This is a genomic window from Kitasatospora sp. HUAS MG31, assembly GCF_040571325.1.
GTDB classification, from domain to species: Bacteria; Actinomycetota; Actinomycetes; order Streptomycetales; family Streptomycetaceae; genus Kitasatospora; species Kitasatospora camelliae.
The window spans coordinates 6,901,936-6,916,997 of sequence record NZ_CP159872.1 but is presented as its reverse complement, the minus strand read 5'-3'; the positions used below and the strand labels follow the sequence as shown (position 1 = coordinate 6,916,997).

The window sequence follows — 15,062 nt, the reverse complement described above, 5'->3', positions numbered from 1 at the left end:
TACGGTGCGGGAAGGAAGTGGGGACCGTTCACGCGCCGACGCGTGTCCCGGTCGCGGGGCACGAGGCGCCCGGGAGGGTCCACACGTTCGATCCCGAGGGGGGATCTTGACCGCACTGTTCCGCGGACGCCTGAGGGTCCTGGCGGCCGCGGGCGTCCTCGCCCTGGCTGTCGGCGCTCTCGCCACCGCCCCGAGCACGGCCGCCCCGCAGGACCGCGCGTCCGACTCCGTCGTGGCGCAGCCCGTGACGCCCGACACCGCACCGGTGTCGGACCCCGACACCGCGCCGCCCGGCGCCGGCGCGTACCCGACCGTCGTCCTGCCCGCCCTGTCCGCGCCGTCCGAGCAGGCGACCGTCGTCGCCAAGCCGCGGCACGACGTCGACGGCGACGGCCGCAGTGACCTGATCTCCATGGAGTACGACCAGTCCACGGCCGTCTACCTGACGTCGCTCCGGGAGTGGAGCGACTACGCGATCTCCAAGACCGACCCCGACGCCTCGTTCAAGGACCTGCTGCCGGTGGGTGACGTGGGCGGCACGAGCAAGCCCGAACTGCTCTCCCTCTCCTTCGACGGCGTCCTCACGCTCTACGAGGCCGGCCCGACCTCCACCTCGGCGCCCCTGTGGTCGGGCACCGGCTGGCAGAAGTACAACCGGGTCATCGCCACCGGGGACGTCACGGGAGACCGCCACCCCGACCTGCTGGCTCGCGACTTCGCCGGTGACCTGTGGCTCCACCCGGGGACGGGTACGGTCACCAAGCCCTTCGACGCGCGGGTCAAGGTCGGCTCCGGCTGGGGGGTCTACGACCAGATCGTCGGGGCCAGCGACGTCGACGGCGACGGCCTCGGCGACGTCCTCACCCGCACCCTGACCGGTGACCTGTGGTTCCACAAGGGGGCCGGCAGCGCCACCGCCCCGCTCAAGGCCCGGGTCAAGGTCGGCACCGGCTGGAACGCCTACAACATGATCACCGGCATGGACGACTGGGACGGCGACGGCCTGAGCGACCTGCTCGCCCGCGACCGTGACGGCGTGCAGTACTGGTTCAAGTCCACCGGCGGCGGGCACTTCGCCGCACCGGAGTACTTCGGCGACGGCTACGAGTTCAACAGGTTCATCGTCGGTGCCGGCACCACGCAGCTCTACGGCAAGTCCCAGAACGTCATGACCCAGACCGACGGCACCCTGGTCAAGTACGAGGCGCTGGCCGACGGCACCTACCGGACGCCGCCGACCGGGGTCGGCACGGAGCCGCGCGGCTCCCGGAACACGTACGCCACCGGGCTCAACAGCCACAACCACGCCATCTACGTGCAGAACATCGGCAGCGACCTGTACATCCGCGGCAAGAAGGTCAACTCGACCTGGAACTACAACCTGATGGTCGGCCCCGGCGACCTGACCGGCGACGGCAAGGGCGACCTGCTCAGCCGCGACGCGGCCGGCGTCCTGTGGCTGCACCCCGGCGACGGGGCGGTGTACCCCAGGCTCGGCACGCCGATCAAGGTCAGCAGCGGCTGGAACGCCTACAACGCGCTCGTCGGCGCCGGCGACTACTCCGGCGACGGACGGCCCGACCTGCTCGCCCGGGACACCTCCGGCCGGCTGTTCCTCTTCAAGGGCACGGGGACGTCCACCGCGCCGTTCACCGCCCGGGAACAGGTCGCCAGCGGCTGGGACGTCTACGACATGCTGATCGCGCCCGGTGACATCGACGGGGACAGCAAGGGCGACGTGCTCGCCCGGGTCAAGAACGGCGACATGTACCGGTACTCCTCCACGGGCAACGCCGGCACCGCGACCTTCGCCCCCCGGGTGAAGTTCGGCGCCGGCTGGAACATCTACACGAACATGCTCTGATCCCGTCCTTCGGACCCCGGCGGCGGGCCCCGGCCCGCGAGCAAGGAGCCGTACACGGGCGACCACCCGGGCGTCCGTGTACGGCTCATGACGGCGCGTCACGCCGGACACGAGCTCTCATTGCTTGATCACCTTTGCCAACGGCCCCGGGCCCGGTCAGCCCTGGACCGTCTCCGCCCACTCCCGGGGGCAGGTCCAGGCCTGCAGCGTCCGCCGGCTCTCGAACCGCCGCCGCCCGCCGGTCACCGGATCGGTGAACTCCACCACCCGGGACAGCAGTTGGAGCGGGCGGCGGAAGTCCCCGGGTGCCACCTCGCCGACCACCTCGGGGTAGAGCGGGTCGCCCAGGATCGGCAGCCCGAGCGTGGCCATGTGCAGCCGCAGCTGGTGGGTGCGCCCGGTGTGCGGCTCCAGCCGGTAGCGGCCGAGCCCGCCGCGGTGCTCGATCAGCTCGATCCGGCTCTCGCTGTTGGGCTCCCCCGGCACGGTCCGGGCGGCGAGTTCCCCGCGCTCCTTCACCATCCGGCAGCGCACCGTGGCCGGCAGCTCCAGCCCGGGCAGGTGGCCGGCCACCGCCTCGTACTCCTTGCGCACCAGGCGCCGCTCGAAGAGCCCCTGGTAGGCGCCCCGCTGCCGCGGGTCGGCGACGAACATCACCACGCCCGCGGTGAGCCGGTCCAGCCGGTGCGCGGGGCTGAGCGCGGGCAGCGCGAGATCGCGGCGCAGCCGGGCCAGCGCGGTCTCGGTGACGTGCCGCCCGCGCGGGGTGGTGGCGAGGAAGTGCGGCTTGTCGACGACCACCAGGTGCTCGTCCCGGTGCAGCACCTCGACCGGGAAGGGCACCGGCACCTCGGGTTCGGTCTCGCGGTGGAACCAGACCAGCCCGCCGGGCCGGTACGGCGTCGCGGGGCCGACCGGCCCGTCGGCGGAGACGAACTCGCCGCCGCGCAGCATCGCCTCCACCCGCTCGGCTCCGACCGCGGTGCCGTAGCGGTGCAGGAGGTAGGCGGGGACGGTCGGCCAGGTGCCGTCCGGGGGCAGCCTGACCCGGACCGGGTCGATGCCGTTCCGCTGCGGCAGCGGGCTCGCCGGGCCGGGATTCCTGCGCCTCATCGCCTCTGCTCTCCTGTGCTCACCCGGGAACGGTACAGGCCGCAGGGCCTGTCGCCCGTCTGGGCGGTACCGGGCTGCCATGGGACGATGGCAGGGCGGAGCGCCGACCTCTCCCGGACAGGTGGCCAGATGGACACCGGCAAGCAGCGTTTGGTCCGTCGGACCCGCCGTCTCCCGGCATCACCGGCCGACGGCGAGCAGGTTGTCGACGGCCTGCTGATGGTGCCCATCGCGACCGCGCTGATCTCCGAGGACGGGCGGATCCTGCACTGGAGCCCGGACGCGGAGGCGCTGCTCGGCTACCGGGCCGAGGAGGCGGTCGGGGCGATGGCCGCGCAGCTGCTGGTCACCGACGAGCAGCGGCCCGAGGTGCTGGCGCTGTTCGCGGACATCCTGAGCGGCCGGGCCTGGTCCGGGGTGTTCCCGGTGCGCCATGCCGAGGGCCACTACGTGAACCTGGAGTTCCGCACCCATCCGATAGCCGGTCCCGGCGGGCGGCCGCTGGTGCTGGCGGTGGCCTCGGACGTGACGGCGCTGCGCCGGCTGCAGTCGGACCTGGCGGTGCTGGACGGGTTCTTCACCCAGTCTCCGGTCGGCATGGCGGTGTACGACACCGAGCTGCGGTTCGTGCGGCTGAACGAGGCGCTGGCCCGGATCAACGGCCTGCCGGTGGCCGAGCACCTGGGGCGGCGGGTGACGGACATGCTGCCGGGGATCAACGGGGAGGAGATCGAGGCGGTGATGCGCCGGGTCCTCCAGGGCGGCGATGCCGTGGTGGACACCCGCTCGCACGGGCGGACCCCCGGCGATCCGGGGCACGACCACGCCTGGTCGGCCTCGTACTTCCGGCTGGAGGACTCCAGCGGCCGGGTGCTGGGCGTCAGCTCGACGATCGTGGACATCACCGAGCGGTACAAGGCGGAGACCCTGGCGGCCCGGGCGCAGGAGCGGCTGCGGCTGCTGGCGGAGGCGACGGCCTCGATCGGGACCACGCTGGACCTGCGGCAGACCTCGCGGGAGCTGGCCGACGCGATGGTGCCGGACCTGGCGGACACGGTCGGGGTGTTCGCACTGGAGCACCTGGTGACCGGGGACGAGCTGCGGCCGGCCGGGGCACCGGGGACGCAGCGGGTGCGGCGCCTGGCACTGTCGACCACCGATCCGGACCACCCGGTGGAGGGCATGCCGACCGAGAGCGTGTACCGGATCCCGCTGGACTCGGGGTACGCGCGGGCGCTGGACTCTGGCCGGACGGTGACCGCGCCGACCTGGGAGCTGCCGCTGCTGAGCAGCAACGTGACGGAGGAGCGGCTGCGGGCGTACCTCGGCGCCAAGCCGCGTCCGGTGGTGATCACGCCGCTGGTGGCGCGCGGCGCGGTGCTGGGCATGGTGGTGTACTCGCGCCGCTCGGGCCGGGAGCCGTTCGACGACGCGGACATCACCCTGGGCGACGAGCTGGCCTCCCGGGCGGCGGTGGCGGTGGACAACGCCCGGCTGTACCAGCGCCAGCAGCAGACCGCGGAGTCCCGGGAGCAGGCGCTGCACGAGGCGCGCGCGGCGCAGGAGCGGCTGGCCCTGGTGAACACCGCCTCGGCGCGGATCGGCACCAGCCTGGACCTGGCGGCCACGGCCCGGGAGCTGGCCGAGATCGCCACGCCGCGGCTGGCGGACACCGTGGTGGTGGAGGTGCTGGACGCGCTGGTGCGGGGGGCGCGCGAGCCCGGGCCGGGCCGGGCGGACCGGTCGGCGGTGCTGCGGCGGATGGCCTTCCACACCGTGCCGGGCAGCGGGATGCACCCGATCGCACCCGTGGGCTCGGTGCACCGGTTCCACCCGTCCACCCCGTACGCCTGGGCGCTGGCGCACCGGCGGCCGGTGTTCCTGCCGCGGATCGACGAGCAGGCCATGAACTGGTTCACCGACGACCCGGAGCGCTACGCGGCCGTCCGGGACCAGGGGGTGCGCGCGGTGATGGTGGTGCCGCTGATCGCCCGCGGCGCGGCGGTCGGGGTGGCGACGTTCTACCGGAGCGTGACCGAGCGGCCGTACGACGAGGCGGACGTGGCGCTGGCCGCCGAGCTGGCCGCGCGGGCGGCGGTGTCCATCGACAACGCGCTGCTGTACACCCGGGAGCGGGACGCGGCCCAGCAGCGGCAGCGGGCGCTGGAGGCGGCGGGCGCGGCGCAGCAGCGGCTGGCGCTGCTGAACGAGGCGAGCACCCGGATCGGCACCACGCTGGACCTGCAGCGCACCGCGCAGGAGCTGATCGAGGTGGTGATCCCGCGGTTCGCGGACTTCGTCACGGTGGACGTGCTGGAGTCGGTGCTGCAGGGCGACGAGCCGGATCCGATGCCCGCGGACGGCGGCGTGATGCTGCGCGCGGTGGCGGTCGGGGAGATCGGCGAGGAGGGGGTGATGGCCAGCGCGGCCGACCCGATCGGCGGGGCGTCGAGGTCGGCGCAGCTGTACGCGCAGAGCCTGCGGACCGGGAGGTCGATCCTGGTGCCGCACGTGGACGAGGCGGCGCTGCGGCGGATCGTGGCCCATCCGGACCGGATAGAGCCGAGCCTGGAGGCGGGGGTGCACTCGTACCTGATGGTGCCGCTGCTGGCCCGGGGGACGGTGCTGGGCGGGGCGGAGTTCATCCGGACCCGCAATCCGTCGGCGTTCACGGCGGGTGACGTGGCGCTGGCCGAGGAGCTGGCGGCGCGGGCGGCGGTGTGCATCGACAACGCCCGGCTGTACCGCCGGGAGCGGGACACCGCGCTGACCCTGCAGCGCAGCCTGCTGCCGCAGGACGTGCACCGGACGCCGGGTCTGGAGATCGCCTACCGATACCTGCCGAGCAGTGTGATCAGCGAGGTGGGCGGCGACTGGTTCGACGTGGTGCCGCTGTCCGGCGGCCGGGTGGCGCTGATCGTGGGCGATGTGATGGGGCACGGCATCCGGGCGGCGGCGACCATGGGCCAGTTGCGGACGGTGGCGCGGACGCTGATCACCCTGGACATGGAGCCGGCCCGGGTGCTGCGCCGGCTGGACGACGCGGCCGGGGCGCTGGGCGAGGGCCAGTTCGCCACCTGCGTCTGCCTGGTGTTCGACCCGGTGGACCGGGAGTGCACGGTGGCCAGCGCCGGCCACCTGCCGCCGGTGGTGGCGGACGCGGACGGGTCGGCCCGGCTGCTGGAGCTGCCGGCGGGGGCGCCGCTGGGCGTGGGCGGGGTGCCGTTCGAATCGACCCGGTTCACTCTTCCGGAGGACGGCGTGCTGGTGCTGTACACCGACGGGCTGGTGGAGCGGCGCGGCCGGGACCTGGACGAGGGCATGGACCTGCTGCGCCGGACGGTGGCCTCCCGGGAGGGGTCGCTGGAGCAGGCCTGCGACGCGGTGCTGACGGCGCTGGGCGCCAACAGCGGGCAGGACGACGTGGCGGTGATCATGGCGCATGCCCGATCCATCCAGGGTGACCGGATCGCCACCCTGGAGCTGGCCGGCGACCACGCCATGGTGCGGCACGCCCGCCGGTTCACCCGGGACACCCTGGCCGGCTGGGGGCTGGGCGGCCTGGGCGACCTGGCGGAGCTGCTGACCAGCGAGCTGATCACCAACGCGCTGGTGCACGCGGGAGCGCCGATCCAGCTGCGGCTGTTCCGCAACCGGCTGCTGACCGTGGAGGTCTCCGACGTGGAGCCGCACGAGCCGCGGCTGCGGCGGGCCCGGGCGGAGGACGAGGGCGGCCGGGGCATGCACCTGGTGAACGAGCTGGCGCACCGCTGGGGCAGTCGCGGCACCCGCGACGGCAAGGTGGTGTGGTTCGAACTGGAGGTGCCGCCGGGCACGGTCCGGTGACGCGGGGTGACGGAGCCGGCCGGATCCCGACAGGAAGGCCGGGCGGGTGCGGGTCATGCTGGTCCGAGGAAGCTGCCCGTCTCTCCGGCCCGCGAGGGGGAGTTCGATGAGCCCGACCCGGCGATTGGCCGCGCTGCCCTGTGGGCGCCGTGCCAAGTGGGTGGTCCTGCTGGTGTGGGTGGCGCTGATCATGGCGCTGAGCCCGCTGGCCGGCAAGCTGACGGGCGCCGAGGACAACCAGGCGTCCAGCTGGCTGCCGGGTTCGGCGGAGTCCACCCAGGTCCTCAACGAGCAGAAGGCCTTCCAGCCCACCGACGTGCTGCGGGCCGTGGTCGTGTACGAGCGGCCGGGCGGGATCACCCCCCAGGACCAGGCGAAGGCGCAGCAGGACGCGGCGGCGTTCGCCACCGCACCGCACGTGCTCGGTCCGGTGGTCGGGCCGCAGTCCTCCCAGGACGGCCAGGCGCTGCAGACCGTGGTGCCGGTGGACATCGGCATCGGCGGCTGGGAGGACCTGCGGCCCGCGGTGGACAGCCTGCGGGACACCGCCACCGCGGACGGCGCCGGGATGGCGGTGCACGTGACCGGCCCGGCGGGCGTCGGCGCGGACCAGGCGGAGGCGTTCGCCGGCATCGACTCCACGCTGCTGTTCGCCACCGTGGGCGTGGTGATCGTGCTGCTGCTGCTCACCTACCGCAGTCCGGTGCTGTGGCTGTTCCCGCTGCTGTCGGCCGGTGCCGCGCTGGTGGTCTCGCAGGCGGTGATCTACCTGCTGGCCGCGCACGCCGGGCTGACGGTGAACGCGCAGAGTGCGGGCATCCTGATCGTCCTGGTGCTGGGCGCGGGGACGGACTACGCGCTGCTGCTGACCGCCCGCTACCGGGAGGAGCTGCGCCGGCACGTGGACCGGCACGAGGCGATGGCGCTGGCCCTGCACCGGGCAGGACCGGCGGTCTGCGCCAGTTCGGCGACGGTGGTGGCCTCGATGCTGTGCCTGCTGGTCGCCGAGATGAACTCCACCCGGGGCCTGGGCCCGGTGTGCGCGATCGGCGTCCTGGTGGCGCTGGCCGCGATGCTCACCCTGCTCCCGGCCCTGCTGGTGATCTTCGGCCGCTGGATCTTCTGGCCGGTCAAGCCGGTGTACGGGTCACCGGAGCCGACCAGGAGCGGCTGGTGGGCCCGGGTGGGCGGGTGGATCGCCGGCCGGCCGCGCTCGGTGTGGGCGGGCACCACGGTGGTGCTGGCGGCCTGCTGCCTGGGCCTGGTCTCGCTGAACGCGGTGGGGCTGAGCACGGCCGGCACCTTCACCGGCCACCCGGACTCGGTGGCCGGCCAGCAGGTGCTGGTGAAGCACTTCCCCGGCGGTACCGGCGCACCGTTGACCATCATCAGTACGGCCGAGTCGGGGGCGGCGGTGGGCCGGGCGGCCGCGGCCACACCGGGCATCACGGCGACCACGCCGCCGGTGACCGCGCAGGGGCTGGCGTACCAGCTGGCCACGCTGTCGGATCCGCCGGACAGCGCGGCGGCCGAGGCCACCGTGGACCGGGTCAGGGACGCCGTGCACGCGGTGCCGGGCGCCGAGGCCCGGGTGGGCGGCAGTACGGCGATCGTGGTGGACGCCAACCGGGCGGCGGCCGACGACAACCGGCTGATCATCCCGCTGGTGCTCGGGGTGGTGCTGCTGATCCTGGCGGCGCTGCTGCGGGCGGTGACGGCGCCGCTGGTGCTGATCGCCACGGTGGTGCTGAGCTACCTGGCGGCGCTGGGCATCTCCGCGTTCTTCTTCGCGCACGGGTTCGGCTTCGAGGGGCAGGACAGTGCCTTCCCGCTGTTCGTGTTCGTCTTCCTGGTCGCGCTCGGCATCGACTACAACATCTTCCTGACCACCCGGGTCCGCGAGGAGTCGCTGCACCAGGGCACCCGGAAGGGCGCGGTGGCCGGCCTGGCCGCGACCGGCGGCGTGATCACCTCGGCCGGCCTGATCCTGGCCAGCACCTTCGCGGTGCTGGGCACGCTGCCGCTGGTGGGGTTCGCCGAGATCGGCTTCGCGGTGGCGCTGGGCGTGCTGCTGGACACCCTGGTGGTGCGGTCCGTGCTGGTCACCGCGCTCATCCTGGACCTGGACCGGCACATGTGGTGGCCGAGCGCGCTCTCCCGCCCTTCGGATGAATCCGCTGGGCCGATCCGGGTCAGCTCCTGAGCCGCCCGGGTGACCCGGGTACGGAGGTTCGCATACGACCGCCCGCCTGCGGCCGGGCACCGCTGTGGGGTGCCCGGCCGCTTCCGTGCGTTCCGCGGACGCGGCGGGGGTCACTGCGGGGTGACGTACGCCCCCGAGATGCCGCCGTCCACCAGGAAGGTGTTGGCGGTCATGAACGAGGAGTCGTCGCTGGCCAGGAAGGCCACCGCGGCGGCGATCTCCTCCGGCTCGGCGAACCGGCCGAGCGGGATGTGCACCAGCCGCCGGGCGGCCCGCTCCGGGTCCTTGGCGAACAGCTCCTGCAGCAGCGGGGTGTTCACCGGCCCCGGGCAGAGCGCGTTGATCCTGATCCCCTCCCGGGCGAACTGCACGCCCAGCTCCCGGGACATCGCCAGCACCCCGCCCTTGGAGGCGCTGTAGGAGATCTGCGAGGTGGCCGCACCCATCACGGCGACGAACGAGGCCGTGTTGATGATCGAGCCCTTGCCCTGCCGCTGCATGTGCGGGATGGCGTACTTGCAGCACAGGTAGACGCTGGTGAGGTTGACCTCCTGCACCCGCTTCCACGCCTCCAGGCCGGTGGTCAGGATCGAGTCGTCGTCCGGCGGGGAGATGCCCGCGTTGTTGAAGGCGATGTCCACACTGCCGTACGCCTCCACCGCCGTCTCGTACATGGCGCGGACCGCGTCCTCGTCGGTGACGTCGGCCCGGACGAACAGGCCGCCCACCTCGTTGGCGGCCTTGGCGCCGCTCTCCTCGTCCAGGTCGACGCAGACCACCTTGGCGCCCTCGGCGGCGAACCGCCGCGCGGTGGCCAGGCCGATCCCGCTGCCGGCTCCGGTGATGACCGCCACCCGGCCGTCCAGTCGCTTGGTCATGCTGCTCACTCCTCCGTGGAGATGAAGACGTTCTTGGTCTCGGTGAATGCGTCGAGCGCGTCGGGGCCGAGCTCACGGCCCAGTCCCGACTGCTTGAATCCGCCGAACGGTGTGGAGTACCGCACGGAGGAATGGGAGTTGACGGACAGGTTGCCCGCCTCGACGCCGCGGGCGACGCGCAGCGCCCGGCCGACGTCGCGGGTCCAGATCGAGCCGGACAGGCCGTACTCGGTGGAGTTGGCGATGCGGATCGCGTCCTCCTCGCCGCGGAACGGGACCACCGTCACGACCGGCCCGAAGATCTCCTCGGTGAACGCCCGGTCGTCGTGCCGCACCGGCGCCAGCACGGTCGGCGGGAACCAGAAGCCGGGCCCGTCCGGCGCGCTGCCGCGGAAGGCGGGCTCGCCGGTCACGTAGCCGGCCACCCGCTCCCGGTGGGCGGCCGAGATCAGCGGACCCATCTCGGTCTTCTCGTCGGTCGGGTCGCCCACCCGCACGCCCCGCACGGCGGTCTCGAACCGGGCGGTGAACTCCTCGAACACCGACTCCTCGACCAGGATCCGGGAACGCGCGCAGCAGTCCTGGCCGGCGTTGTCGAACACCGCGTACGGCGCGGTGGCGGCGGCCCGCTCCAGGTCGGCGTCGGCGAAGACGATGTTGGCGCTCTTGCCGCCGAGTTCGAGGGTGACCGGCTTCACCTGCGCGGCGCACCCGGCCATGACGGCCTTGCCCACGGCGGTGGAGCCGGTGAAGACCACCTTGCGGACGTCCGGGTGGGTCACGAAGCGCTGCCCCACCACGGCGCCGCGGCCCGGCAGCACCTGCAGCACGCCCTCCGGCAGGCCCGCCTGCAGGGCGAGTTCGCCGAGCCGGACGGCGGTCAGCGGGGTGAGCTCGGCGGGCTTGAGGACCACCGTGTTGCCGGCGGCGAGGGCCGGGGCTAGGCCCCAGGCGGCGATCGGCATCGGGAAGTTCCAGGGCACGATGACCCCGACCACGCCGAGCGGCTCCTTGAAGGTCACGTCCAGCCCGCCGGCCACCGGGATCTGCCGGCCGAACAGCCGCTCGGGGGCGGCGGCGTAGTACTCGATGACGTCCCGGGCGTTGCCCGCCTCCCAGCGGGCGTTGCCCACGGTGTGGCCGGCGTTGGCGACCTCCAGGGCGGCGAGGTGCTCGCGGTCGGCGTCCACGGCGGCGGCGAAGGCGCGCAGCAGCCGGGCGCGGTCCGCCGGCGCGACCTTGCGCCAGCTCTCGAACGCGGCCCTGGCGCGGGCGATCGCGGCGTCGGTCTCGGCGAGGCCGGCCAGCTCGACGGTGGTGATCACCTCCTCCGTGGCGGGATTGACCACGTCGTAGTGGTCGGACTGCTCGGTCATGCGGCTCCTTCTGGTCTGCGATGGACGGGCTCACCCAGGGGCATCACCGGCTGCTCCCTGCGGCGTCGGCGAGGGCCTTGAAGAGGCGGAGGTCGTCCGCGGCGGTCTCCGGGTGCCACTGGACGCCCAGGGTGAAGTGGTGGTCGGGGAGTTCGACGGCCTCGACGGTGCCGTCCGGGCTCCAGGCGGTGGGCCGCAGGCCGTCGCCCAGTCTGCCGACCGCCTGGTGGTGGTAGCAGGAGACCCGGGCCGACTCGCCGAGGATCTCGCCCAGCCGGCTGTCGGCGAGCACCCGGACCTGCTGCCGGACGTACCGGCCGGGCGGTTCCTGGTGGCTGCCGTCCGGCAGGTGCTGGACGAGGTCGCCGCCGAGTTCGACGCTGAGCACCTGCATGCCGCGGCAGACCCCGAGCACCGGCAGGTCCCGGTCCAGCGCCTCCCGGAGCAGGGTGAACTCCCAGGAGTCCCGGTCCCGTTGGGGTTCGCCGGTGCGCGGGTGGGCGGTGGCGCCGTACCGGGCGGGGTCGAGGTCGGCGCCGCCCGCCAGCACCAGGCCGTCGAGGGCGTCCAGGAGCCGGCCGGCGCCGCCGGGCTGCGGCGGGAGGAGGACGGGGGTGCCGCCGGAGCGGGAGACGGCGTCCACGTAGGTGTGCGGGACGAGCGCGGCGGGCTGCCGCCAGACGCTCCAGGCGGCCTCCTCCAGGTAGCTGGTGATGCCGATGAGCGGTCGGTGGTGCGGTGTGCGGTGGTGCGTGTGGTTCACAGGCGCTCGAACCCCCGGCGGCGCTCCCAGTCGGTCACCGCGGCTTCGTAGGCGGCCAGTTCGACCCGGCCGGCGTGGGTGTAGTGCTCGACGACGTCCTTGCCGAAGGCCTCGGTGGCCGCCGCGCTGCGGGCGAAGGCGTCCACCGCCTCGCGCAGGCTCGCCGGGACGCGGGGGGCGTCGGAGGCGTACGCGTTGCCGGTGAACTCCGGTTCCAGGGTGAGCTGCTGTTCGATGCCGTGGAGTCCGGCGGCGATCAGCGCGGCCACCGCGAGGTACGGGTTGACGTCGCCGCCGGGGACGCGGTTCTCGAACCGGAGCGAGGGGCCGTGGCCGACCACCCGCAGCGCACAGGTGCGGTTGTCGCGTCCCCAGGCGATGGCGGTGGGGGCGAAGCTGCCCGGCACGTACCGCTTGTAGGAGTTGACGGTGGGCGCGAGCAGCAGGGAGAACTCGGCGAGGCAGGCGAGCTGGCCGGCCAGGAAGTGTTCCATGGTGCGGGAGAAGCCGTGCGGCCCGTCCCCGGCCATCACCGGGCGGCCGTCGGCGTCGCGCAGGCTGAGGTGGATGTGGCAGGAGTTGCCCTCGCGCTCGTCGTACTTGGCCATGAAGGTGAGGCTGACGCCTTCCTGGGCGGCGATCTCCTTGGCCCCGGTCTTGTAGACGGCGTGGTTGTCGCAGGTGGTGAGCGCCTCGTCGTACTTGAAGGCGATCTCGTGCTGGCCGAGGTTGCACTCGCCCTTGGCGGACTCCACGGTGAGCCCGGCGCCGGCCATGCCGTTGCGCAGCCGGCGCAGCAGGGGCTCGATCCGGGAGGTGCCGAGGACGGAGTAGTCGACGTTGTACTGGTTGACCGGGGTGAGGCCGTGGTAGTCGCGGCTCCAGGCCTGCTCGTAGCTGTCCCGGAAGACGATGAACTCCAGCTCGGTGCCGGCGTAAGCCTTCCAGCCGTAGCCGGCCAGCCGTTCCAGCTGGCGGCGCAGGATCTGCCGCGGGGAGACGGTGACCGGGCGGCCGTCGTGGTGGTGGACGTCGCACTGGACCATCGCGGTGGCCGGGTGCCAGGGCACCATCCGCAGGGTGTCCAGGTCGGGGGTGAGGACCAGGTCGCCGTAGCCGCTGTCCCAGGAGGAGATCCGGTAGCCGTCCACGGTGTTCATGTCCACGTCCACGGCCAGCAGGTAGCCGCAGCCCTCGGCGGCGCCGGGGACGACGTCGGTGAGGAAGTAGTCGGCGGCCAGCCGCTTGCCCTGGAGGCGGCCCTGCATGTCGGTCATCGCGAGGACGACCGTGTCGATCTCGCCGGCGGCGACGAGGGCGCGGAGCCGGTCGAGGGTGAGCCGGGGGGCGGTCATGGGGTCTCCAGTTCGGCGGCCGGGTGGGCGGGGGCGGCGGCCGGGGCCTCGTGGACCCGGGGGCCGGTGAACCAGCGCCGGGCGGACACCAGCCACCAGAGGCCGGCGAAGCCGAGGACGACGCTGACCGCCACGGGGGTGTAGTTGAAGGACTTGGCGGTGACGGGGCTGACGGTCGGGAGCATGAACAGCACGGTGATCACGGCCGTCCAGCCGACCGCGACGGTGCCGATGATCCTGCTCCAGCGGCCCAGATGCCAGGGGCCGCGCGGGAAGGCCGCACCCTGGCGCAGCCGCAGCAGGACCGGGATGACGTAGCTGATGTACAGGCCGATCACCGAGATGGAGGTGACGGCCGTGTAGGCGGTGGAGTTCCACAGCGCGGGCAGGACCAGCAGCAGGGCGCCGCCGGCGGCCAGCCAGACCGCGTTGGTGGGGGTCTGGGTGCGGGGGTCGATCCGGTGCCAGATCCGGGAGCCGGGCAGCGCGCCGTCCCGGGAGAAGGCGTAGATCATGCGGGAGTTGGCGGTGACCGAGGCCATGCCGCAGAAGAACTGGGCGCCGATCACGATGACCAGCAGCAGCTTGGCGCCGGTGGGTCCGACCGCGTCGAGGAAGATCGCGGCCGGGGGTACCGCGGCGGCCGCCTCGGCGGCGTAGTCCTGGACGGCGAAGGTGAGGCCGATCAGCAGCACCCAGCCGGCCACCAGCGAGACCAGGATGGCGTTGACGATGCCGCGCGGGCCGGAGCGGGCGGCGTCCACGGTCTCCTCGGTCATGTGCGCGGAGGCGTCGTAGCCGGTGAGGGTGTACTGGGCGAGCAGCAGGCCGAGCATGCCGACGTAGAAGCCGTTGCCGAAGCCGGTGTTGTCGACGAACTCGGTGAACACGGAGGAGGCGGAGGCGTGGTGCTCGGGCAGCAGGGCCAGCGCCCCGACGATCACCAGCACGCCGACCAGGTGCCACCAGACGCTGATGTCGTTGAACAGGGCGACCAGCCGGACGCCGAGGGTGTTGAGCAGGCCGTGCAGGAGCAGGATCACCACGAAGACCAGCACGGTGTGCCCGGGGGTGACGGTGAAGCCGAACTGCAGCTCCAGCAGGGCGTTGGTGAAGAACGCCGCGCCGTAGTCCACGCCGGCGGTGACCGCGACCTGTCCGAGGAAGTTGAACCACCCGGTGAACCAGCTCCACGCCGGGCCGCGGGAGGGCGCCAGCTTGGCCGCCCAGTAGTAGAGGCCGCCGGCGGTCGGGAAGCTGGAACAGATCTCCGCCATGGCCAGGCCCACGCACAGGGTGAGCAGGCCGACCAGCGGCCAGCCCCAGACGATCATGACGGGCCCGCCGGTGTTCATGCCCATCCCGTAGAGGGTCAGGCAGCCGGAGAGGATGGAGACGATGGAGAAGGAGACCGCGAAGTTGGAGAAGCCCGACATGGTGCGGGCGAGTTCCTGGGTGTAGCCGAGTTCGCGCAGCCGCTGTTCGTCGGCGGAAACCGGTGGGGAATCCGCCGGAAACGCCGGGTCGGCAGTCTGCTCTGGTGATCTTTCGGACGTCATGCGCACCCCTGGGGAGTCGAGGCCGTACCGACGCGCGCGCCACGGCTCTGTGGTGCGCCCTCCGCCGCGGTCAATGGACTGGAACCAGACCATTGGCTCGGTGCC

The 15,062-nt window shown here is 73.1% G+C and carries 9 protein-coding genes; 3 read left to right on the top strand and 6 right to left on the bottom strand.

Translation table 11 applies throughout. The annotated features are described in order from the left end of the window. Positions 1-106 precede the first annotated feature (106 nt). Complete coding sequence (locus tag ABWK59_RS31105; RefSeq protein ID WP_354643994.1) at positions 107-1,864, top strand: FG-GAP repeat domain-containing protein; 1,758 nt, start codon at positions 107-109, stop codon at positions 1,862-1,864. A gap of 156 nt (positions 1,865-2,020) precedes the next feature. Here ABWK59_RS31105 and ABWK59_RS31100 read toward each other — a convergent pair whose 3' ends face one another. Further along, positions 2,021-2,977 carry a pseudouridine synthase gene (locus tag ABWK59_RS31100; protein WP_354643993.1) on the bottom strand — a complete coding sequence of 319 codons (957 nt, stop codon included), beginning with the start codon at positions 2,975-2,977 and terminating at the stop codon, positions 2,021-2,023. A gap of 129 nt (positions 2,978-3,106) precedes the next feature. Between ABWK59_RS31100 and ABWK59_RS31095 the strand changes: the two genes are divergently transcribed. Both ABWK59_RS31095 and ABWK59_RS31090 read left to right on the top strand, forming a co-directional pair. Further along, a complete protein-coding gene (locus ABWK59_RS31095) occupies positions 3,107-6,823 on the top strand; it encodes a SpoIIE family protein phosphatase (RefSeq protein WP_354643992.1) in 3,717 nt (1,238 codons plus the stop codon). 106 nt (positions 6,824-6,929) lie between these two features. Then, positions 6,930-9,026, top strand: a complete 2,097-nt coding sequence (locus ABWK59_RS31090) for an MMPL family transporter (protein WP_354643991.1) — start codon at positions 6,930-6,932, stop codon at positions 9,024-9,026. 110 nt (positions 9,027-9,136) lie between these two features. On the opposite strand, the gene ABWK59_RS31085 is transcribed toward ABWK59_RS31090, so the two are convergent. The 5 genes from ABWK59_RS31085 to ABWK59_RS31065 are packed head-to-tail and all read right to left on the bottom strand — an operon-like array spanning position 9,137 to position 14,957. Continuing rightward, a complete protein-coding gene (locus ABWK59_RS31085; protein WP_354643990.1) occupies positions 9,137-9,904 on the bottom strand; it encodes a 3-oxoacyl-ACP reductase in 768 nt (255 codons plus the stop codon). Between the two features lie 5 nt (positions 9,905-9,909). Beyond that, positions 9,910-11,280: an aldehyde dehydrogenase family protein gene (locus ABWK59_RS31080; protein ID WP_354643989.1), complete on the bottom strand. Its 1,371-nt coding sequence runs from the start codon at positions 11,278-11,280 to the stop codon at positions 9,910-9,912. A 43-nt stretch (positions 11,281-11,323) separates the two neighbouring features. Further along, complete coding sequence (locus ABWK59_RS31075) at positions 11,324-12,043, bottom strand: gamma-glutamyl-gamma-aminobutyrate hydrolase family protein (protein WP_354643988.1); 720 nt, start codon at positions 12,041-12,043, stop codon at positions 11,324-11,326. Next, positions 12,040-13,398, bottom strand: coding sequence for a glutamine synthetase family protein (locus ABWK59_RS31070; RefSeq protein ID WP_354643987.1), 1,359 nt, complete (start codon positions 13,396-13,398; stop codon positions 12,040-12,042). The genes ABWK59_RS31075 and ABWK59_RS31070 overlap by 4 nt, the downstream gene beginning before the upstream one ends. After that, a complete protein-coding gene (locus ABWK59_RS31065; protein ID WP_354643986.1) occupies positions 13,395-14,957 on the bottom strand; it encodes an amino acid permease in 1,563 nt (520 codons plus the stop codon). The genes ABWK59_RS31070 and ABWK59_RS31065 overlap by 4 nt, the downstream gene beginning before the upstream one ends. Positions 14,958-15,062 lie beyond the last annotated feature (105 nt).

Excerpts from the sequence above, each read along its gene's own strand:
- ABWK59_RS31100 (WP_354643993.1), bottom strand. The coding sequence starts at position 2,977 with ATGAGGCGCAGGAATCCCGGCCCGGCGAGCCCGCTGCCGCAGCGGAAC.
- ABWK59_RS31095 (WP_354643992.1), top strand. The coding sequence starts at position 3,107 with ATGGACACCGGCAAGCAGCGTTTGGTCCGTCGGACCCGCCGTCTCCCG.
- ABWK59_RS31090 (WP_354643991.1), top strand. The coding sequence starts at position 6,930 with ATGAGCCCGACCCGGCGATTGGCCGCGCTGCCCTGTGGGCGCCGTGCC.
- ABWK59_RS31085 (WP_354643990.1), bottom strand. The coding sequence starts at position 9,904 with ATGACCAAGCGACTGGACGGCCGGGTGGCGGTCATCACCGGAGCCGGC.
- ABWK59_RS31080 (WP_354643989.1), bottom strand. The coding sequence starts at position 11,280 with ATGACCGAGCAGTCCGACCACTACGACGTGGTCAATCCCGCCACGGAG.
- ABWK59_RS31070 (WP_354643987.1), bottom strand. The coding sequence starts at position 13,398 with ATGACCGCCCCCCGGCTCACCCTCGACCGGCTCCGCGCCCTCGTCGCC.
- ABWK59_RS31065 (WP_354643986.1), bottom strand. The coding sequence starts at position 14,957 with ATGACGTCCGAAAGATCACCAGAGCAGACTGCCGACCCGGCGTTTCCG.